Origin of the sequence: Streptomyces sp. NBC_00483 (assembly GCF_036013745.1) — a bacterium.
Lineage (GTDB): Bacteria > Actinomycetota > Actinomycetes > Streptomycetales > Streptomycetaceae > Streptomyces.
On sequence record NZ_CP107880.1, the window covers coordinates 4,963,334 to 4,982,496 of the forward strand.

At 70.2% G+C, this 19,163-nt stretch carries 17 protein-coding genes and 1 pseudogene; 8 read left to right on the forward strand and 10 right to left on the reverse strand.

The window, feature by feature from the left end; translation table 11 throughout:
- Positions 1 to 7 precede the first annotated feature (7 nt).
- Positions 8 to 1,020 (forward strand): annotated as a pseudogene (locus tag OHA73_RS22080) (helix-turn-helix domain-containing protein).
- Positions 1,021 to 1,081: 61 nt separating this feature from the next.
- Complete coding sequence (locus OHA73_RS22085) at positions 1,082 to 1,954, forward strand: YhjD/YihY/BrkB family envelope integrity protein (protein ID WP_327655933.1); 873 nt, start codon at positions 1,082 to 1,084, stop codon at positions 1,952 to 1,954.
- Between the two features lie 103 nt (positions 1,955 to 2,057).
- On the opposite strand, the gene OHA73_RS22090 is transcribed toward OHA73_RS22085, so the two are convergent.
- Entirely contained in the window at positions 2,058 to 3,599 is a 1,542-nt protein-coding gene (locus tag OHA73_RS22090; protein WP_266711842.1) for an FG-GAP repeat domain-containing protein, read from the reverse strand.
- Between the two features lie 226 nt (positions 3,600 to 3,825).
- On the opposite strand from OHA73_RS22090, the gene OHA73_RS22095 reads away from it, so the two are divergent.
- A complete protein-coding gene (locus tag OHA73_RS22095) occupies positions 3,826 to 4,326 on the forward strand; it encodes an LURP-one-related/scramblase family protein (RefSeq protein WP_266711844.1) in 501 nt (166 codons plus the stop codon).
- 49 nt (positions 4,327 to 4,375) lie between these two features.
- Here the strand turns inward: OHA73_RS22095 and OHA73_RS22100 are convergent, their stop codons facing one another.
- A complete protein-coding gene (locus OHA73_RS22100; protein ID WP_327655934.1) occupies positions 4,376 to 5,209 on the reverse strand; it encodes a carbon-nitrogen family hydrolase in 834 nt (277 codons plus the stop codon).
- 179 nt (positions 5,210 to 5,388) lie between these two features.
- On the opposite strand from OHA73_RS22100, the gene OHA73_RS22105 reads away from it, so the two are divergent.
- The gene (locus OHA73_RS22105; RefSeq protein ID WP_266711848.1) at positions 5,389 to 6,213 is read left to right on the forward strand and encodes a maleylpyruvate isomerase family mycothiol-dependent enzyme; all 825 of its coding nucleotides are present in this window, start codon (positions 5,389 to 5,391) and stop codon (positions 6,211 to 6,213) included.
- A gap of 413 nt (positions 6,214 to 6,626) precedes the next feature.
- Here the strand turns inward: OHA73_RS22105 and OHA73_RS22110 are convergent, their stop codons facing one another.
- Both OHA73_RS22110 and OHA73_RS22115 read right to left on the reverse strand, forming a co-directional pair.
- Positions 6,627 to 7,940: an MFS transporter gene (locus OHA73_RS22110; RefSeq protein WP_266711850.1), complete on the reverse strand. Its 1,314-nt coding sequence runs from the start codon at positions 7,938 to 7,940 to the stop codon at positions 6,627 to 6,629.
- Positions 7,937 to 8,596: a GntR family transcriptional regulator gene (locus tag OHA73_RS22115; RefSeq protein WP_266711852.1), complete on the reverse strand. Its 660-nt coding sequence runs from the start codon at positions 8,594 to 8,596 to the stop codon at positions 7,937 to 7,939. The genes OHA73_RS22110 and OHA73_RS22115 overlap by 4 nt, the downstream gene beginning before the upstream one ends.
- 152 nt (positions 8,597 to 8,748) lie before the next feature.
- On the opposite strand from OHA73_RS22115, the gene OHA73_RS22120 reads away from it, so the two are divergent.
- The gene (locus OHA73_RS22120) at positions 8,749 to 9,627 is read left to right on the forward strand and encodes a D-alanyl-D-alanine carboxypeptidase family protein (RefSeq protein WP_267069910.1); all 879 of its coding nucleotides are present in this window, start codon (positions 8,749 to 8,751) and stop codon (positions 9,625 to 9,627) included.
- Positions 9,628 to 9,727: 100 nt separating this feature from the next.
- On the opposite strand, the gene OHA73_RS22125 is transcribed toward OHA73_RS22120, so the two are convergent.
- The 3 genes from OHA73_RS22125 to pdhA are packed head-to-tail and all read right to left on the reverse strand — an operon-like array spanning position 9,728 to position 13,358.
- On the reverse strand, positions 9,728 to 11,116 hold the full coding sequence (locus OHA73_RS22125; RefSeq protein ID WP_266711856.1) for a dihydrolipoamide acetyltransferase family protein: 1,389 nt from the start codon (positions 11,114 to 11,116) through the stop codon (positions 9,728 to 9,730).
- A gap of 14 nt (positions 11,117 to 11,130) precedes the next feature.
- Positions 11,131 to 12,111, reverse strand: coding sequence for an alpha-ketoacid dehydrogenase subunit beta (locus OHA73_RS22130; protein ID WP_267069909.1), 981 nt, complete (start codon positions 12,109 to 12,111; stop codon positions 11,131 to 11,133).
- 5 nt (positions 12,112 to 12,116) lie between these two features.
- Positions 12,117 to 13,358, reverse strand: a complete 1,242-nt coding sequence (pdhA, locus tag OHA73_RS22135; RefSeq protein ID WP_443063111.1) for a pyruvate dehydrogenase (acetyl-transferring) E1 component subunit alpha — start codon at positions 13,356 to 13,358, stop codon at positions 12,117 to 12,119.
- A 381-nt stretch (positions 13,359 to 13,739) separates the two neighbouring features.
- On the opposite strand from pdhA, the gene OHA73_RS22140 reads away from it, so the two are divergent.
- Both OHA73_RS22140 and OHA73_RS22145 read left to right on the forward strand, forming a co-directional pair.
- The gene (locus tag OHA73_RS22140; protein ID WP_266711862.1) at positions 13,740 to 14,396 is read left to right on the forward strand and encodes a response regulator; all 657 of its coding nucleotides are present in this window, start codon (positions 13,740 to 13,742) and stop codon (positions 14,394 to 14,396) included.
- Between the two features lie 110 nt (positions 14,397 to 14,506).
- Positions 14,507 to 14,986 carry a pyridoxamine 5'-phosphate oxidase family protein gene (locus OHA73_RS22145; protein WP_266711864.1) on the forward strand — a complete coding sequence of 160 codons (480 nt, stop codon included), beginning with the start codon at positions 14,507 to 14,509 and terminating at the stop codon, positions 14,984 to 14,986.
- A gap of 44 nt (positions 14,987 to 15,030) precedes the next feature.
- Here the strand turns inward: OHA73_RS22145 and OHA73_RS22150 are convergent, their stop codons facing one another.
- Together OHA73_RS22150 and OHA73_RS22155 are read right to left on the reverse strand one after the other, a co-directional pair.
- On the reverse strand, positions 15,031 to 16,620 hold the full coding sequence (locus OHA73_RS22150; RefSeq protein WP_266711866.1) for a protein kinase domain-containing protein: 1,590 nt from the start codon (positions 16,618 to 16,620) through the stop codon (positions 15,031 to 15,033).
- 348 nt (positions 16,621 to 16,968) lie between these two features.
- The gene (locus OHA73_RS22155; protein WP_266711868.1) at positions 16,969 to 17,514 is read right to left on the reverse strand and encodes a bacterial proteasome activator family protein; all 546 of its coding nucleotides are present in this window, start codon (positions 17,512 to 17,514) and stop codon (positions 16,969 to 16,971) included.
- 161 nt (positions 17,515 to 17,675) lie between these two features.
- Here OHA73_RS22155 and OHA73_RS22160 point away from each other — a divergent pair, with 161 nt between their 5' ends.
- Positions 17,676 to 18,134 (forward strand): hypothetical protein, encoded by a 459-nt coding sequence (locus OHA73_RS22160; RefSeq protein WP_327655935.1) that lies wholly within the window; start codon positions 17,676 to 17,678, stop codon positions 18,132 to 18,134.
- 10 nt (positions 18,135 to 18,144) lie between these two features.
- Here the strand turns inward: OHA73_RS22160 and OHA73_RS22165 are convergent, their stop codons facing one another.
- Positions 18,145 to 19,125, reverse strand: coding sequence for an NAD(P)H-quinone oxidoreductase (locus OHA73_RS22165; RefSeq protein ID WP_266711872.1), 981 nt, complete (start codon positions 19,123 to 19,125; stop codon positions 18,145 to 18,147).
- Positions 19,126 to 19,163: the final 38 nt, after the last annotated feature.

Consider the following 19,163-nt stretch of genomic DNA (forward strand, 5'->3'; position numbering starts at 1 on the left):
ATCGCGCATGGCGCAAGGATCCTCGCACCGTGTCCCGCACGTGGTCGTCCTCGTCGACGAGGGCGTCAACCCCTTCGAAGTCGGCGTCGCCACCGAGGTGTTCGGGCTGCCGCGGCCCGAACTCGGTGCACGGGGCCCGCTGTACACGCTGACGTTGTGCGCGCCGGAGCCCGACATCCGGATGAACCACGGGTTCTTCACGATGGCGGGGGCGGCGGGGCTCGAGGCCGTCGACCGCGCCGACACCCTGATCGTGCCGGGGCGCCCCGACAACGTCGTGCCGCGCACCGGGGCCGTCCTGGAGGCCATCCGGCGGACGCACGCGCGCGGTGCCAGGATCGCCGCCTTCTGCACCGGGGCGTTCGCGCTCGCCGAGGCCGGGCTGCTCGACGAGCGGCGGGCCACGACGCACTGGCGGTGGGCCGAGGAGTTCCGTGCGCTGCATCCGAAGGTGCTCCTGGAGCCGGACGTGCTGTTCGTCGACGAGGGTGACGTACTGACCGCGGCGGGGAGTGCGGCCGCGCTCGATCTGGGGCTGTACCTCGTGCGGCGCGATCACGGCGCGGAGGTCGCCGCCTCGGTGTCCCGGCGGCTCGTCTTCGCGGCCCATCGGGACATGGGGTCTCCCCTGCTCGAGTTTGTTCGAGAGCTTGGGGAAGGGCAGCGGCGTTCATCGAGCAGCCCGTGCCCGTGGTGCCGGACGCCTCGCTCGCGCCGGTTCTCAGCTGGGCGCAGGAGCGGCTCGACGAACCGCTCACCGTCGCCGGCCTGGCCGCCCGCGCCGCCGTCAGCCCGGCCACCCTGCACCGCCGCTTCCGCGCCGAACTCGGTACGACGCCGCTGGCCTGGCTGCTGGGTGAACGCGTCGCCCTGGCCTGCCGGATCATCGAACGCGGCGAGCAGCGGATCGACGTCGTGGCGGCCGGGAGCGGCCTGGGCAGCGCCGCCAATCTGCGGACGCACCTGAAGCGGACGACGGGGCTGAGCCCGTCGGCGTACCGGAAGAGGTTCGGGGGGTAGGGGCCGGAACCCGGTGTGGCAAGTGGGCGTCGGGCGGGGGTGTGAACGACGCTGGGCAGCTATGAGCGACAGCAGCGGACGCGTCACCCGTACCGTCCAGTGGGCCACCGGGCACGTCGAGTCCGTGCGGGAGCGGATTCCCTTCGTCACCCGCACGGCGCGGCAGATCGTTTCCGTGCGGCTGCTGGACTCGTCGACGCGGCTCGCCGCGCAGGCGTTCCTCACGGCGATCCCGGTGCTGTTCGTCATCGCCGCGTTCGCGCCGTCGGCCGTGCGGGAGCAGCTGCTCGACTCCTCGCGCACCGCCATCGGGCTCAGCGACGGTTCGCTGGCCGAGGTCCGGCAGGTGTACGGCGTGAACGACTCGACCACGCGCGACACTTCGGGCGCGGTCGGTGTGCTGGTCACGCTGGTGTCCGCGACGGCGTGCAGTCGGGCGCTGCAACGGGTGTGCGAGCGGTCGTGGCAGCTGCCGCCCGCCGGGCTGCGGGTCGTGGCCTGGCGGTGGGCGGTGTGGCTGGGCGTGTGGCTGACCGCGGTCCTCGCGCAGGGCGTGCTGCGCGACGGGTTCGGCGTGGGCGCGTGGCTGGGGATTCCGCTGTCGTACGTGACGAGCGTGCTGCTGTGGTGGTGGACGCAGCATCTGCTGCTCGGGAGCCGGGTGGCGTGGCTGCCGCTGCTGCCGGGAGCCGTGCTCACCGGGATCGGCGTGGTCACGCTGTCGTGGGCCTCGCACCTGTACATGCCGCGCGTGCTGAACCGTTCGCTCGCCCAGTTCGGCCCGTTCGGGCTCGTGTTCACGCTGCTGTCGTGGCTGATCGTGCTGTTCACGGTGGTGTGCGCGGGGATCTCGGTGGGCTATGTCGTCGCGCGGGAGCGGCCGGTGGCGCGGGTGTTGCGGATGCCTGAAGCCGGCCCTGAGACGGGTGCCTGAAGACGGTCCTGAGACGGACGCCTGAAGTCGGCCCTGAGACGGGTGCCTGAAACGGCGTAGGGCCGCACCCCCGCGAGGGTGCGGCCCGTCCGTCCGTGCGTGGTCAGCGCAGCGGGTTGCCGAAGAGGGCCTTGGCGTCAGGGGCGCCGAGGTCCTTCGGGTTGATGGCGGTCGAGCCGGTGGCGGTGATGCCGGTGGCCGTGCCGGGGAAGGACCAGGTCGCTCCGGCGGACGCGTTCTCGCCGGTCGCGGAGACCGCGAGGTCGCGCTTGCCGTCGCCGTTCGTGTCGAGCAGCTGGCAGCCCGAGCCGAACGCGTCGTCCGACTCGGCGACGCCGGGCACGTCCGCCGTGTTCTGGTTGAGGACCTGGGAGCCCTCACCGGTCACGCCGTCCGCGGTGCCGTGCAGCAGTGCGACGGCGCCGGCGTCCGTCAGGCCGCTGAAGTCCTCGCCCGCGATGCCGAGGGCGACCTCGGCCTTGCCGTCGCCGTCCACGTCGGCCACGGAGACGCAGGAGCCGAGCTTGTCGCCGTCCTCCTGGGCACCGTAGAAGCCGGGCAGGGACTGGTCGAACTCCTGGGTGCGGTCGCCCTTCAGGCCGTCCTTCGTGCCGAACGCGACGGTGACCTTCTGGTTCGTCTCACCGATGTCGGACTCCTCGGGGTCGGAGCCGACGACCAGGTCGTCGATCCCGTCGCCGTTGATGTCACCGGAGGCCAGTTCCCCCTGGGTCTCCGGTGCCCAACCGCGCTTGAAGCCCGAACCGCTGCCGTACAGCACGGTGTTGTTCCACATGCCGTCGCCGTTGTACGAGCGCAGGGCCAGGTCGTCGCGGCCGTCGCCGTTGAGGTCGCCGACCGCGTTGAAGAACACGGGGCCCGTCGTCGAGTCCGGCCCGTCCACGCAGCCGTACTGGTCGTCGACGCAGGTCGCGTCGGACTGGCCGTAGCCCCACCACTCGGACTTGTCCATGAAGTTCAGCTTCTGGGCCGGGGCGCCGGCCTTGGAGACGGGTCCCTTCCACAGGGCGGCGCCCTCGGTCTCGGGGTCGTCGCCGTAGCTGCCCATGTCGGCGAGCAGGGCCAGGTCGGCCTTGCCGTCGCCGTCGAAGTCGCCGATCTGCGGCGATCTTCCGTACGTGGCGATCTTCGTGCCGCCGGTCAGGCCTGAGGCCGAGCCCCAGACGATGACGCTGCCGGCGTCCTTGCTCTTGGAGCCGATGACGAGGTCGCTGTAGCCGTCGCCGTCCAGGTCCCCCTTGGTGAGGTACTGGCCGAACGCCTCCTTGGCCGCGGCGGAGCCCGGTATCCCGCTGGTGGAACGGGAGATCAGCTTCTTGTTCGCGGGGTCCAGCCCATTTGCCGAGCCGTACGTCACCGCGACGTAGCCGGCTCCCGCCTGGCCGGAGATCGTGCCTCCGGTCGCGGCGGTGACGAGGTCGGCGTACCCGTCGCCGTTGAAGTCATCGGCGGCGTCGGCCTGTCCCGCGGCCGCCTTTCCGGCGGTGGCGGTTCCGGTGGAGATTGCCCCGGTGGCCGCCTGGGCCGGGGCCAGTGACACGGCGGTCAGGCCGCCCGCGACGAGGGCCGCGGACAGCAGGCCGATCCGGGTCCTGCGGACACTGTGGGGTCGTGCGCGCAACATGCGGTTCCTTTGGTCGTAAGGTCACGTCCACCTCATACGACCCATTAATCCCTCGAACGGTTGCACGCACCATGTAACTGTATTGTCCCGAGGGCCCGTTGGGCGTCAACCGGAACCCCGGGCTCCCCCATGGATTCCTTTGCGCTTCCCTGCGAGTTCCCCCATCCGGTCCCGAAGGACGTCGCGACGGGGGTCCCCCGCGCGACTTTCGGGCACTGTTCGACGTATGCGCTACGAAGTGAGAGAGCGGATCTTCGGGATCGGCGAGGACTACTGGATCGAGGACGAGCAGGGCAGCAAGGCCTTCCTCGTCGACGGCAAGGCGATGCGCCTTCGGGACACGTTCGAGATCAAGGGCCCTGACGGCCGGGTCCTCATCGACATCCACAAGAAGGTGTTCGCGCTGCGCGACACGATGGTCATCGAGCGCGGCGACGAGGAGCTGGCCAGAATCAAGCGCAAGCGGCTCTCCCTGCTGCGCAACCACTACCGCGTCCAGCTCGCCGACGGCGACACGGAGCTCGACGTCAGCGGCAAGATCCTGGACCGGGAGTTCGCCGTCGAGTACGAGGGCGAGCTCCTCGCCGAGATCTCGCGGCGGTGGCTGCGGGTGCGGGACACCTACGGCGTCAACGTGGTCCGTGAGGACGCGGATCCGGCGCTGCTGATCGCGGTGGCGGTGTGCGTGATCCACCTGGCGGAGAAGGAGCGGGGGGTGGTGGACTGAGTCCCCGGCCGCCGGGTGCCGACGGCCGGGCCAGGGCCTGTCGTACGGCTCAGGCTCGGCGGGTCGGCTCGGCGAGCCCCAGTTGGCGGTCCTTCAGGGCCGGGAACTGCTCGCGCGTGACGCCGACCTTCGCCGGGTCGAACTCCACCCGCAGCACCTCTTCCCCGGCCCCCGCCTCCGCGAGCACCGCGCCCCACGGGTCGACCACGATGCTGTGCCCCGCCTGCGGAACCCCCGCGTGCGTACCGGCACTTGCACACGCCAGCACGAACGCCTGGTTCTCCACGGCGCGGGCCTGCGCGAGCAGCGTCCAGTGCGAGCGGCGGCGCTCGGGCCAGCCCGCGGACACGATCAGCGTCTCGGCGCCGCGGTCGACCAGGCCCCGGTACAGCTCGGGGAACCGCAGGTCGTAGCAGGTGGTCACGCCCGCCACGGTCTCCGGCAGCCGCACCGTCACCAGTTCCTCGCCGGCGCCCATCAGCACGGCCTCGCCCTTGTCGAAGCCGAACCGGTGGATCTTCCGGTAGGTGGCGGCGAGTTCACCGTCGGGGGAGAAGACGAGCGAGGTGTTGTAGAGGGGGCCCTCTCCGGCGGAGCCGCTGTCGGACGCTGCCCGCTCCGGGATCGATCCCGCGTGCAGCCACACCCCCGCGTCCCGCGCGGCCTTGGCCATCGCTTCGAAGGTCGGCCCCTCCAGGGGCTCGGCCTCCTCGGAGAACAGCTCGTAGGCGAAGGCCCCGGTCGTCCACAGCTCGGGTAGTACGACGAGGTCGGCGGCCCCCGCCTCCGCTCGTACCAGTGAACTCACGCGTTCCCGACGGGCGTTGACCGATTCGGTCGCCTTGTCGTCATTTACCGCGACCTGGATGAGCGAGGCGCGCACACTACCACCGTCCTGGCATTCGAGCCGTCGGCTCTACGTCAACAACAGCCCTACGTCCGTCACACCAAAGCACTGCCGGGGTGCCTACGGGCAGCGTAACTTAGCCTCTCAAGACACCCACGCCCGTGCCCGACGACTGTCTAAACGCCCGTGTACCACCGCTCGAGGGGTCCCCTTCCGTGAGTCTCCACCCCAGCCTTCAGACCTACGCCGACGCCTGGACCCACTCCGTGGAAGCGATATCCGAGCTGGTCACACCGCTCGCGGAGGGTGAGTGGAACCGGGCTACACCGTGTCCTGGCTGGTCGGTGCGCGACCTCGTCTCGCACGTGATCGGCGTCGACTGCGAGATGCTCGGCGACCCGCGGCCCATCCACACGCTGCCCCGCGACCTCTACCACGTGCAGACCGAGTCGCAGCGGTACCAGGAGATCCAGGTCGACATCCGCCGGCACCACACGGCACCCGAAATGGTCTCCGAGCTCGAGTACACGATCATCCGCCGCAACCGGCACCTGCGGAACGAGTCCCGCGAACCCTCGACCATCGTGCGCGGCCCGCGCGGCATCGAGGAGACCCTCGAATTCGCCATGCGCAGGCGGGCGTTCGACATCTGGGCGCACGAGCAGGACCTGCGCTGGTCCCTCGGCAAGCCCGGCAACCTCGACTCCCCGGGCGCGTACGTCACCCGTGACCTGCTGCTGTCGATCCTCCCGAAGATCGTCACGAAGGACGCGGGTGCTCCGGCGGACTCGGCCGTCGTGTTCGATGTGCACGGCCCCGTGGAGTTCCTGCGCACGGTACGCGTGGATGCCGATGGCAAGGGCACGATCGACGGCTCCCCGTCGCTCGGCCCGGCGGTGACGATCGCCCTGGACTGGGAGACGTACGTACGGCTGTCGTGTGGCCGGGTCACGGTGGACGCGGTGGCGGACCGGGTGAAGACGGACGGCGACGCGGATCTCGCGTCCGCGATCCTACCGGCCCTCAGGGTCACGCCCTGACGCGACGAGCCGGCCCCCGTACCCCACGCCACGGGGCTCCGCCCCGGACCCCGCGCCTCAAACGCCGGCGGGGCTGAAAGAGATCGGCGCTCCGCCCCGGGCCCGCGGGTTCTCGCACCCGAGCGGGCCTCAAAGATCGGGGCTCCGCCCCGGACCCCGCTGCTCAAACGCCGCAGGGGCTTGAATTGCCCACCCGGCCACGGCTCCCCACCCGTTACGGTCGCCCCCGCCCCCGCCTTGGGCAATCTGCCGCCTGGGGCGGCAGGGTGGGCAAGGCGGCGCCCGGTGCCGCGTAACAGGAACGTCAGGCGCCGACCCCGGCACAGCCAGGTCGACGGTGCGGGCCGCGCATCACGAAGGCGTCCACCCCGGCGCAGCCAGGGCCACGGCGCAGGCCGCAGGCCCCCGCCCCGTCACACGGGAACGTGAACCGACGCCACCCGGGACGCGACCAACCGCTCGCGCTCGGCCCGCGCCGCCCGCCCCCGCAACCGGAGGATCTGGCTCACGCCGAGCGCCTCCAACACGAACACCGCCGAGAACGCCACCCGGTAGTTGTCGCCGGTCGCATCGAGCAGCACCCCCACCGCGAGCAACGTCGTCATCGAGGCGATGAACCCGCCCATGTTGACGATCCCGGACGCCGTCCCCTGCCGCTCCGGCGGATTCGCAGGACGCGCGAAGTCGAACCCGATCATCGACGCCGGCCCGCACGCCCCCAGCACCACACACATCACCACGAGCAACGCCATCGGCGCCCGCCCCGGCCACACAATCGGCATCGCCCACAGCACCGCGGTCATCGCCACGGTCCCCAGCGCGAGCGGCAACCGCGCCGCATGGTGCCGCGCCACGATCTGCCCGTACACCAGGCCGACCATCATGTTGGAGAGCACGACCAGGGTCAGCAGCTCCCCGGCCGTCCCCCGCGAGAGCCCCTGCGCCTCCACCAGGAACGGCAGCCCCCACAGCAACAGGAACACCATCGCGGGGAACTGCGTCGAGAAATGCACCCACAGCCCGAGCCGCGTCCCCGGCTCCCGCCACGTCGCCGCGATCTGCCCCCGCAGATACGCGGCGCCCTTGTGCGTACCGGCCGGCGGAGCGGGCTCGTACCCCTCGGGGTGGTCCTTGAGGAACAGCAGCATCAGCACGAGCACCACGACACCCGCGAGCGCACTGCCCGCGAACGCGGCCGTCCACCCGATGCCGTGCAGCAGCCGCGCGATCACCAACGTAGAGACCAGATTGCCCGCCATCCCGACGAGCCCGGCCAGCTGCGCGACCAGCGGCCCGCGCCGCGCCGGGAACCACCGCGTGCCGAGCCGCAGCACGCTGATGAAGGTCATGGCGTCACCGCAGCCGAGCAGCGCGCGCGACACGAGCGCCATCGAGTACGAGGAGGAGAACGCGAAGCCGAGCTGTCCGACCGTGAACAGGACGACGCCGAAGGTCAGGACCTTCTTCGTGCCGAACCGGTCGACCATCAGGCCGACGGGTATCTGCATGCCCGCGTACACGAGCAGCTGGAGGATGGAGAAGGTGGACAGGGCCGAGGCGTTGATGTGGAAGCGTTCGACGGCGTCGAGACCCGCGACACCCAGCGACGTACGGAAGATGACGGCGACGAAGTAGACGGCGACGCCGATCGACCAGACGGCGACGGCCCGCCGCCCGCCGGGCGGATCGCCGGGCAGGGACATCGACGGGGAGGTGGCTGAGCTCATCGCTCGTCACCCCGCGCCAGACCCCGCACCCAGCTCACGTGCCGGCGCACGACGGCGACGGCGGCCTCCTCGTCCGCGGCCCGCAGGGCGTCGAGGATCTCGCTGTGCTCGGAGAGCGTCTTCGCGATGCGGTCGGGGTGCGAGCGCATCACGGCGACGCCCATCCTCAGCTGCCGGTCGCGCAGCTGGTCGTAGAGGCGGGAGAGGATCTCGTTGCCCCCGCTGCGGACGATCTCCGCGTGGAAGCAGCGGTCGGTGGTGGCGGCCTCCGTGAACTGTCCGGCGGCGGCCTGCGCCCGCTGCTCCTCCAGGAGCTCCTCAAGGCGCGCGATGAGCTGCGGCCGCGCCGGCAGGGCCTTGCGCACCGCGTGCTCCTCGACGAGCAGCCGGGTCTCCACGACGTCCGCGATCTCCTGCGCGGAGACCGGCAGGACGAGGGCGCCCTTCTTCGGATAGAGCTTGAGCAGCCCCTCGACCTCCAGCTTGAGCAGCGCCTCCCGCACGGGCGTGCGGGAGACCCCCACGGCCTCGGCGAGCTCGCCCTCGGTGAGCAGCGTCCCACCCTCGTAGCGGCGCTCGAGAACGCCTCGTTTTACGTGGTCGTAGACGCGCTCGGCGGCGGGTGGTCGCTTTTCCGTGACAGCTGCTGCGGGCATGCGCACATCATAGATACAACACGTACGCAAGCCGACGGGCGTCCATGATTCGGGACACCCGCCCCACGCAACCGTCGGGGCTCCTCACGTGTCTCACACAACGCGGCCCCGCCCCAAGGGGCCCGATTCCAGGGACATTTGGAGCACTCGACTTGAAAACTCGCATTGCGGGCGTAGCCGTTCTCGTCGCGGGATCCGTGATCACCAGCGGCGCGCTGGCCACCACCGCGCAGGCCGCCACGGCTCCGGCCAAGCCTTCGGTCGCCGCGGTCGGCGGCTATGTGATGAACAACGGGACGGGTTCGAGCCTGTACACGAAGGCCGCGGACACCCGTAGGTCCACCGGCTCCACCACCAAGATCATGACCGCCAAGGTGGTGCTGGCCCAGAAGAACCTGAACCTGGATTCCAAGGTCACGGTCCAGAAGGCGTACAGCGACTACATCGTCAAGAACACCGCGTCGTCGGCCCGCCTGATCGTCGGCGACAAGGTCACCGTCCGCCAGCTGCTGTACGGCCTGATGCTGCCCTCCGGCTGCGACGCGGCGTACGCGCTCGCGGACAAGTTCGGCTCGGGCTCGACCCGTTCGGCGCGCGTGAAGTCCTTCATCGGCAAGATGAACAAGTCCGCCACCGACATGGGCCTGAAGAACACCCACTTCGACTCGTTCGACGGCATCGGCAAGGGCGCCAACTACTCGACGCCGCGCGACCTCACGAAGATCGCGTCCTCGGCGATGAAGAGCTCGACCTTCCGCTCGGTCGTGAAGACGAAGTCGACAAAGCAGAAGGTCACGGCGAAGTCCGGCGGCTACCGCAACATGTCGTGGTCCAACACGAACAGCCTGCTCGGTACGTACTCCGGCACCATCGGCGTCAAGACGGGCTCCGGCCCGGAGGCGGGGTACTGCCTCGTCTTCGCGGCGACGCGGAGCGGGAAGACCGTGATCGGGACGGTGTTGAAGTCGTCGTCCGTGAGCGCGCGGACGTCCGACGCCAAGAAGCTGATGGACTACGGGTTCAAGAAGTAGCCGTTGGCCATACGGCCGATTCAAGCCCCTCCGGCGTTTGAGGAGCGGGGTCTGGGGCAGAGCCCCAGGTCCTCAGCCCCGGTGCCGGAGGGGCTTACGGTTACGCCCAGGTAATGAGCCGCTTCGGCCGCTCCAGGATCGCCGCCACATCGGCCAGCACCTTGGAGCCCAGCTCCCCGTCCACCAAACGGTGGTCGAAGGACAGCGCAAGCGTCGTCACCTGACGCGGCTTGACCTTGCCCTTGTGGACCCACGGCTGAAGCTTGATCGCTCCGACGGCGAGGATCGCCGACTCACCGGGGTTCAGGATCGGTGTACCGGTGTCGATGCCGAAGACGCCCACATTGGTGATGGTGACGGTCCCGCCCTGCATCGCGGCCGGGGACGTCTTGCCCTCACGCGCGGTGGACACCAGATCGCCCAGCGCGGACGCCAGTTCGGGCAGGGTCTTGGCCTGCGCGTCCTTGATGTTCGGCACGATCAACCCGCGCGGGGTGGCCGCGGCGATGCCCAGATTCACGTAGTGCTTCTGGACGATCTCCTGGTTCGCCTCGTCCCAGGCCGCGTTGACCTCGGGGTTGCGCTTGATCGCGACGAGCAGCGCCTTGGAGATGAGCAGCAGCGGGTTGACCCGCAGCCCCGCCATGTCCTTGTCGCCCTTGAGCTCCTCGACGAGCTTCATCGTGCGCGTGACGTCGATGGTCACGAACTCCGTGACGTGCGGCGCCGTGAACTTCGAGTTCACCATCGCCTGCGCGGTCGCCTTCCGCACACCCTTGATCGGGATCCGGGTCTCGCGAACGGAGTCGTACGAGGCGGGGGCGGCGGCCACCGGAGCCGGGGCCGGCGCCTGTGCGGGGGCCTCGGGCGCGGGCGCGACGGCCGCGTGCACGTCCTCGCGCGTGATGATCCCGTCGGAGCCGGAGGGAATCACGGTGGCGAGGTCGACCCCAAGATCCTTGGCAAGCTTCCGCACGGGCGGCTTGGCAAGCGGCCGGTCCAGGGCGGCCGTTCCATTGCCGTTGCCATTCACCGCCGCTGTGGGCAACTGTTCCGCAGGGGCGGAAGCGGTGGGCACAGCCCCCGGTGCAGCGTCCGACACCGAGGCCTCAACCCCGTTGGCCCCCTTGCGGGCCCGACGCTTCGTAGAGGACTCGGCAACGCCGTATCCAACGAGCACGGGCTGGCGGCCACTCGGCGCCTCGGCCTCAGCAGCCTCCGGCTCAGCCGCCGCGGGCGCAGGCTCCTCCCCGGCCACGTCGACCGAAATGATCACCTGGCCGACATCAACCGTCGTCCCCTCGGGGAAGAGCAGCTCCCGCACCACCCCGTCGTACGGGATCGGCAGCTCGACGGCCGCCTTCGCGGTCTCGACCTCGCACACGACCTGCCCGTCCTCGACGGAGTCGCCCGGCTGGACGTACCACTTGAGGATCTCGGCCTCGGTCAGGCCTTCGCCCACGTCGGGCATCTTGAACTCACGAGCCATGATGCGGCCTCCTCTCAGTACGCAAGGGAACGGTCGACGGCATCGAGCACCCGGTCAAGACCTGGCAGGTACTCCTCCTCCAGGCGCGCCGGCGGATACGGCGCGTGGTACCCGCCGACCCGCAGCACGGGCGCCTCCAGGTGGTAGAAGCACCGCTCGCTGATCCGGGCCGCCAGCTCCGCACCGGAGCCGAGGAAGACGGGCGCCTCGTGCACGATCACGAGGTGGCGCGTCCTCTCCACCGACTTCTGCACGGCGTCGAAGTCCATCGGCGAGATGGAGCGCAGGTCGAGGACCTCCAGGGACTTGCCCTCCTCCTCGGCGGCCGCGGCCGCCTCCAGGCAGACCTTCACCATCGGCCCGTACGCGACGAGCGTCAGGTCGCTGCCCTCACGCGCGACGGCGGCCTTGTGCATGTCGCCGGGCACGGCCTCCGTGTCGACCTCGCCCTTGTCCCAGTAGCGGCGCTTGGGCTCGAAGAAGATCACCGGGTCGTCGCTCTGGATCGCCTGCTGGAGCATCCAGTACGCGTCACTGGAGTTCGAGGGCGAGACGACCTTCAGGCCCGGCACGTGCGCGAACAGCACCTCGGGCGACTCGCTGTGGTGCTCGACCGCGCCGATGCCGCCGCCGTACGGGATGCGGATGACGACCGGCGTCTTGACCTTGCCGAGCGCGCGGGCGTGCATCTTCGCGAGCTGCGTGACGATCTGGTCGTACGCGGGGAAGACGAAACCGTCGAACTGGATCTCCACGACGGGCCGGTAGCCGCGCAGCGCGAGGCCGATCGCGGTGCCGACGATGCCGGACTCGGCGAGCGGGGTGTCGATGACCCGGTCCTCGCCGAAGTCCTTCTGCAGGCCGTCGGTGACGCGGAAGACGCCGCCCAGCTTGCCGACGTCCTCGCCCATGACGAGGACCTTCGGGTCATTGTCGAGCGCGGTGCGCAGCGACTCGTTGATCGCCTTGGCGATCGGAAGCTTCTGTACAGCCATGACCGTCAGGCCTCCCCATCCGCGAACGACGCCTGGTAGGCGGCGAATTGTGCGCGCTCCTCATCGACGAGCGCGTGCCCGTCCGCGTACACGTTCTCGAAGATCGCCATGAGGTCCGGGTCCGGCATGGCCCGTACGACATCGCGTACTCGCTTGCCCAACGTCTCGCTCTCGGCGTCGAGTTCCGCGAAAAATCCCTCATCCGTGTCGGTTTGGGACTCCAGGTACGCGCGCAGGCGCAGGATCGGGTCCTTCGCCTCCCAGGACACGCGCTCGTCGTCGGACCGGTACTTCGACGGGTCGTCGGAGGTGGTGTGCGCGCCCATGCGGTACGTGAACGCCTCGATCAGCGCCGGTCCCTCGCCCTGGCGGGCCCGGTCGAGGGCCCAGCGCGTCACGGCGAGGCAGGCCAGCACGTCGTTGCCGTCGACGCGCACGCCGGGGAAGCCGAAGCCCTGCGCGCGCTGGTACAGCGGCACGCGCATCTGGCGCTCGGTGGGCTCGGAGATCGCCCACTGGTTGTTCTGGCAGAAGAACACCACGGGGGCGTTGTAGACGGCCCCGAAGTTGAAGGCCTCCAGGACGTCGCCCTGGCTGCTCGCGCCGTCACCGAAGTACGCGATCACCGCGCTGTCCGCGCCGTCCTTGGCGACGCCCATGGCGTAGCCGGTGGCGTGCAGCGTCTGCGAGCCGATGACGATCGTGTACAGGTGGAAGTTGTTGCTGTTCGGGTCCCAGCCGCCGTGGTTCACGCCGCGGAACATGCCGAGCAGGTTCGTCGGGTCGACCCCGCGGCACCAGGCGACGCCGTGCTCGCGGTAGGTCGGGAAGACGTAGTCGTCCTCTCGGGTGGCCCGCCCAGAACCGATCTGGGCCGCCTCCTGCCCGAGCAGCGACGCCCACAGGCCCAGCTCGCCCTGGCGCTGAAGCGCGGTGGCCTCGGCGTCGAAGCGGCGGGTGAGAACCATGTCGCGGTACAGGGCGCGCAGCTCGTCGTCCGTGATGTCGGCGACGTACCGGTCGTACTCGGCGTTCTTGACCCGCTTGCCCTCAGGGGTCAGCAGCTGCACCAGGTCGCTCTGCGGCGCTCCGGCCTTGGCCGGCGTCTTCGCAGGCGCCTTGGCCGCGGTGGTCTTCGCGGGCGTCTTGCCGGGGGACTTCTTCGCAGACTTCTTCGCAGCGGTCCGCTTGCGCGGCGGCTGTGCCTTCTGCGCTGCGGCAGTGCTGTCCGCACTGTCTACGGTCACGTGTGCTCCTCCGTCGGTCCGGCCCCGGGATTGCCGGATGGCCAGTCGGCTCGGCTCGCCTGATCCGTCCACGCACGGGGTGGGTGCGAGGCGCCGGCAACAGGCGTGACAAGTGCTCCGGCAAACACCCTTCACCCAGCACGTTACCCAGTGGGTCACACATCTGCGAAACCCCATCTGACCTGCGATTTTGCTTGGATTTCCAAGTAAGTGGTTGGTTGGATTTCCTAGTATCGCGAGGGAAGACGAAGCGTCGCAGGTCACAGCTGTGCGACGGGTCCTGGATCTCAGCCTGGCAGGGGGCCGGAACACCGGCACGTTATCCCGGTCACCCCACGGTCATCTAGGGCGCGGCCAAGGTTCGTATGTGAGACTGATGCCGTGCGCGAAGACGGAAAAATCCACGTATTTCTGCTCGACGACCATGAAGTGGTCCGCCGCGGCGTCCACGAGCTGCTGTCCGTAGAGGACGACATCGAGGTGGTCGGAGAGGCCGGAACGGCCGCCGACGCCCTGGTGCGCATCCCCGCGACCCGGCCCGACGTGGCGGTGCTCGACGTGCGCCTGCCGGACGGCAGCGGGGTGGAGGTGTGCCGGGAGATCCGCTCCCAGGACGAGTCGGTCAAGTGCCTGATGCTGACGTCGTTCGCGGACGACGAGGCGCTCTTCGACGCGATCATGGCCGGCGCCTCCGGATACGTACTGAAGGCGATCCGCGGCAATGAGCTGCTCACCGCCGTACGGGACGTCGCCGCCGGCAAGTCGCTGCTCGACCCGGTCGCCACGGCCCGCGTCCTGGAGCGGCTGCGCGACGGCGGCCGCAAGGGTGACGACAAGCTCTCCGGCCTCACCGACCAGGAGCGCAAGATCCTCGACCTGATCGGGGAGGGCCTGACGAACCGGGTCATCGGCGAGCGCCTGCACCTCGCCGAGAAGACGATCAAGAACTACGTGTCCAGCCTGCTGTCGAAGCTCGGCATGGAGCGCCGCTCCCAGGCGGCCGCGTACGTGGCCCGTATGCAGGCCGAGAAGCACTGACGGCTCCCCCGTCCCCCTCCCGGGATGCCCGCCCGCACAGGACCTAGGTCACGCGTCCTGGGGGCGGGCTCCTCTGGTTTACGGATGAGCCTGCGGCGCAGAGTGGTGACATGCCCTCCGACCCGCAGAAAGACCCGCAGCAGGCGCCCCCGCAGCCGCCGCAGAAAGCGGCGGCCGGGCGGCAGGACCGGGACCTCGCCTTCGAACTGCTCGCCCGCGTGCCCTACGGCCGCGTCGCGACCAGCATGCGCGCCCTGCCCTTCCTCGCCTCCACCCGCCACATCGTGGCCGACGGACGGCTTCTGCTGCGCATGCACCGCGGCCTCGGCTACCACGAGGCGTGCATCGGCAGCGTCGTCGCCTACGGGGCGGACAACCTGGGGCAGGAGCGCCCCGAGGACGCGGGCCAGTGGTCCGTGCAGTGCGTCGGCACCTGCGAGCAGGTCGAGCCGACCACGGCCGACCTCGAACTCTTCGGTCCCGCCCCGCACTACGCGGACGACGAGCCCTTCGACCCGGTCTACCTGCACGTCGCCCCGCAGTTCGTGACGGTGCACGAGCTGCGGGGCGGTTCGGCTCAGCGGAGCTGATTCAGCGGGGTCCGGGGCGGAGCCCCGTGGTGTGGCCGGGCGGACTACTCGGCGCTGTCGCCGCCGGTGTCGCCACCCGTGTCGCCGCCGGTGTCACCACCGATGATGCCGCCGTCGTCACCACCCGTGCCGCCGTTGCCGTCGTCGGGCTGCGAGGGCGTCGGAGTCGGGGTCGGCTTGGTCGCCGTCTGCGTCGGCGTCGGGTCCGCGCTGGTCGGGTCGCCCGTCGGCTCGTCGGACTGGGTCGGCGACGGGTTCGTCGTCGTGGGCTGCTGCGTCGGCGTATAGCCGGTGTCGCCGCCCGTGCTCGTACCCGGCTCCTCGGTCGCGTCGTCAGAGGCGTCGTCCGAGGCCGTCTCGCTGGGCTCCGAGCTCTTCTCGGACTTCGTAACGCTCGGCGACTTCTTGTCGCTGGGGGTCTTGTCCTTGCCGTCGCCACCGCTGAGCGCCCAGGCGACGCCCACCGCGATCGCGATGACCGCGAGCACGGCGACGATCCACAGCTTGCCGCGGCCGCCTCCCTTGCCCCCGTTCCCGTCGAAGCCGCCGTCGTCGCCGCCCGGCGGGCGCAGCATCGGCTGCTGGGCCGTGCCGGAGTCGCCGGGGTGCTGCATCGCCGTGGTGGCTGCGACACCCATCGCGGGCGTCGAGCCGCCCTCGTGGGAGTCGATGGGTCCGGTGTTCCAGGTGCCGGTGTGGCCACCCTGCTCGTACAGCATCTGCAGGCTGTACTGGACGAGCCCGCGCATCTCCTCTGCCGTCTGGAACCGGTCGTCCGGGTCCTTGGCGAGCGAGCGCATGACGAGGCCGTTCAGCTCCGGCGGCACCTCGTCCAGGACCTCGGACGGCAGCACGGGGGTGTCCTGGACATGCTGGTAGACCACGGACAGCGGGGTCTCACCGGTGAACGGCGGGCGCAGCGCGAGAAGTTCGTAGAGCAGGCAGCCGACGGCGTACAGGTCGGAGCGGTGGTCGACGGCCTTGCCGAGGGCCTGCTCGGGCGAGAGGTACTGCGGGGTGCCCATGACCATGCCGGTCTGCGTCATGGTCGACTGCGCGCCGTGCAGGGCGCGCGCGATGCCGAAGTCCATCACCTTCACCGCGCCGGTGTTGGTGATGATCACGTTCGCGGGCTTGATGTCGCGGTGCACGATGCCGTGCTGGTGCGAATAGGCGAGCGCTTCCAGGACACCCGAGACGATGATCAGGGCCTGTTCGGCACCCGGAGCCTCCGCGCTGAGCAGGAGGTCGCGGATGGTGCGGCCCTCGACCAGCTCCATGACGATGTACGGGACGGTGCTCCCGGCGACGACGTCCTCGCCGGAGTCGTAGACCGCCACGACCGCGTGGTGGTTGAGCCCCGCGACCGACTGTGCCTCGCGGGTGAAGCGGGCCTTGGAGACCGGGTCCTCGGCGAGATCGGAGCGGAGCAGCTTGACGGCGACCGTGCGCCCGAGGCGTACGTCCTCGGCCGCGAAGACCTCCGCCATGCCACCCCGGCCGAGTCTGCCGGTCAGTCGATACCGACCGTCCCCGACGAGCCCGCCGTTACCCCACATCTCCGGCGCATCTGACATACCGCCGCCAGTCGCCTCGGGGTCGGACGGGCCCTGAGCGCGCTGCTGCTGTGCCATCAGTCCTCGCCGTCGTTTCTGTCCGTGCTGCCGGATCCATATCGGAGTACGCGCGGTTGCGAAATACCGACTCCGTCGGGCCACGCTACAGGCATCGGCCATGTCGCTGTTCCGAGATGGACCGGACATCCAACCCGTTGCCGTGCAGGCCTTGCAAATCGTGAGCAGGATATTTGTAGGCGGCCGATGACGAATTCGTGATCACTTGGGGCGATCGGCATCTGTCGTCCGGTGGCCAAGTTCACGCATACGTAGGGGCCCGTCTTGAAGACGGGCCCCTACGTATGTGCACCTGTGTACTTGTTGACCTGGAGGTTGACCTGTCCGCCGGCCCACCTGTCCGCCGACCTAGAGGTACGGACCGCCCGAGCGGCCGCCCGCGCGCGGGTCCTCGTCCTCTTCCTCGCCGCCGCCGACGCCGGGCGGCAGCGCCCGGCGCATCTGCTCGAGCTGGGCGCGCGCCGCCATCTGCTGGGCGAACAACGTCGTCTGGATCCCGTGGAAGAGCCCCTCGAGCCAGCCCACCAGCTGGGCCTGCGCGATGCGCAGCTCGGCGTCGCTCGGGGTCGCCTCCTCCGTGAAGGGCAGGGAGAGCCGCTCCAGTTCCTCGACAAGTTCGGGGGCGAGGCCGTCCTCGAGCTCCTTGACCGAACTGGAATGGATCTCCTTGAGGCGCTGCCGGCTCGCTTCATCGAGGGGAGCCGCGCGCACCTCTTCGAGCAGCTGCTTGATCATGCTGCCGATGCGCATCACCTTGGCGGGCTGTTCCACCATGTCGGTCACCGGGATCTCGCGGGACTCGTCGCCGCCACCGCCGCCAAGCGCCATGCCGTCCTGGCCCACGACCAGGACCTGCGGGTTCTCCGGCGACTGTTCGTTCCTCGGCATCTCCATGCCGCCATTCTCTCGTACCTCGCTGTCACATCTCGGTGGTGCCCCCGTTCGGAGCTGATCCACCATGCCGGGCGGGACGAAATCCGGCGTGCCTGTTTTTTCCCGCTATGTGAGGCTTAGCGCAGGCATCTGGACGAACCGGGAGCGGAAGGGGGCTGGGAATGCGACGGCTTCGGTGGGTGGCCGGGCTTCTCTTCTCCGCGCTGCTGTTCCTGGCGGCGCCCGTGTCCCTGTCGTACGCCGCCGGGTCCTCGTCTTACGCTGCCGGGTCCTCTTCGTACGCCGTCGAGGCTCGCTCGGGCGCCGCCGGGCCCCATGCGTACGTCGCCGAGCCCTCGCCGCACGGGTCCCTCGCGGGGAGCCGTGCGGGGGTGGGCCGGATCCCGCCGGGGCGCGAGCTGCCCACGCCTGACACCACCGGGGCCGTGCTGCCCCCGGCCCCCACCGAGCCGCCGCCCGCCGTGTCGCAGGAGCCGCGCCCCGAGCGGCCCACCGCCCCCGAAGGGCAGGCCGTCGGCGAGCCCGGGACCGGGCCCTTGGTGAACGTGCTGCCACTGGGGGCAGGACTGCTGCTCACCGGGCTCGGCCTCGGGTTCCTGGCGCTGCGGCTGCGCCGGTGACGCCTGCCGGCTACTGGTTGGTGAGCAGGACCTTGCCGATGTGACCCGACTCCTCCAGGACCCGGTGGCCCTGCGCGGCGTCGCTCATCGGAAGCGTCCGGTCCACGATCGGCCGCACATGGCCGCCCTCGACCAGCGGCCACACGTGCTCGCGCACGGCAGCGACGACCGCCGCCTTCTCGGTCAGCGGGCGGGCCCGCAGCGTGGTCGCGGTGATGGCGCCGCGCTTGCCGAGCAGCGTGGCGATGTTCAGCTCGCCCTTCACCCCGCCCTGCATGCCGATGATGGCGAGCCGGCCGCTGGTGGCGAGGGCGTCGACGTTCCGGTTCAGGTACTTGGCGCCCATGTTGTCGAGGATGACGTCGGCGCCCGCCCCGCCCGTGGCGTTCTTGATCTCTTCCACGAAGTCCTGCTCGCGGTAGTTGATCAGGATGTCCGCGCCGAGCTCCCCGCAGAAGTCGAGCTTCTCCTTGGTGCCGGCCGTGACCGCGACCTTGGCGCCGACCGCCTTCGCGAGCTGGATCGCCATGGTGCCGATGCCGCTGGAGCCGCCGTGCACGAGGAAGGTCTCGCCGGGCCGCAGGTTGGCGATCATGAAGACGTTGGACCAGACGGTGCAGGTCACCTCGGGCAGCGCGGCGGCCGTGGCCAGGTCGAGGCCCCCCGGCACCGGGAGGAGCTGCCCCGCGGGGACGACGACCTTCTCGGCGTACCCGCCGCCCACGAGCAGCGCGCACACCTCGTCGCCTACCGACCAGCCGGAGACGCCGGTGCCGAGCTCGACGATCCGGCCGGAGCACTCCAGGCCGGGATAGGGGGAGGTGCCGGGCGGCGGGCTGTAGAAGCCCTGCCGCTGGAGCAGATCGGCGCGGTTGACGGCGCTGGAGACCACCTCGACCAGGACCTCGCCCTCGCCGGGTACGGGGTCGGGGACCTCCGTCCAGACGAGCGCCTCGGGTCCGCCGGGTTCCGTGATCGTGATCGCATGCATGGCCGCGAGGCTACTCCCGTGGATCAGCCGCGTGGAGA

Excerpts from the sequence above, each read along its gene's own strand:
- OHA73_RS22085 (WP_327655933.1), top strand. The coding sequence starts at position 1,082 with ATGAGCGACAGCAGCGGACGCGTCACCCGTACCGTCCAGTGGGCCACC.
- OHA73_RS22090 (WP_266711842.1), bottom strand. The coding sequence starts at position 3,599 with ATGTTGCGCGCACGACCCCACAGTGTCCGCAGGACCCGGATCGGCCTG.
- OHA73_RS22095 (WP_266711844.1), top strand. The coding sequence starts at position 3,826 with ATGCGCTACGAAGTGAGAGAGCGGATCTTCGGGATCGGCGAGGACTAC.
- OHA73_RS22110 (WP_266711850.1), bottom strand. The coding sequence starts at position 7,940 with ATGAGCTCAGCCACCTCCCCGTCGATGTCCCTGCCCGGCGATCCGCCC.
- OHA73_RS22115 (WP_266711852.1), bottom strand. The coding sequence starts at position 8,596 with ATGCCCGCAGCAGCTGTCACGGAAAAGCGACCACCCGCCGCCGAGCGC.
- OHA73_RS22125 (WP_266711856.1), bottom strand. The coding sequence starts at position 11,116 with ATGGCTCGTGAGTTCAAGATGCCCGACGTGGGCGAAGGCCTGACCGAG.
- OHA73_RS22130 (WP_267069909.1), bottom strand. The coding sequence starts at position 12,111 with ATGGCTGTACAGAAGCTTCCGATCGCCAAGGCGATCAACGAGTCGCTG.
- OHA73_RS22145 (WP_266711864.1), top strand. The coding sequence starts at position 14,507 with ATGCCCTCCGACCCGCAGAAAGACCCGCAGCAGGCGCCCCCGCAGCCG.
- OHA73_RS22150 (WP_266711866.1), bottom strand. The coding sequence starts at position 16,620 with ATGGCACAGCAGCAGCGCGCTCAGGGCCCGTCCGACCCCGAGGCGACT.
- OHA73_RS22155 (WP_266711868.1), bottom strand. The coding sequence starts at position 17,514 with ATGGAGATGCCGAGGAACGAACAGTCGCCGGAGAACCCGCAGGTCCTG.
- OHA73_RS22160 (WP_327655935.1), top strand. The coding sequence starts at position 17,676 with ATGCGACGGCTTCGGTGGGTGGCCGGGCTTCTCTTCTCCGCGCTGCTG.
- OHA73_RS22165 (WP_266711872.1), bottom strand. The coding sequence starts at position 19,125 with ATGCATGCGATCACGATCACGGAACCCGGCGGACCCGAGGCGCTCGTC.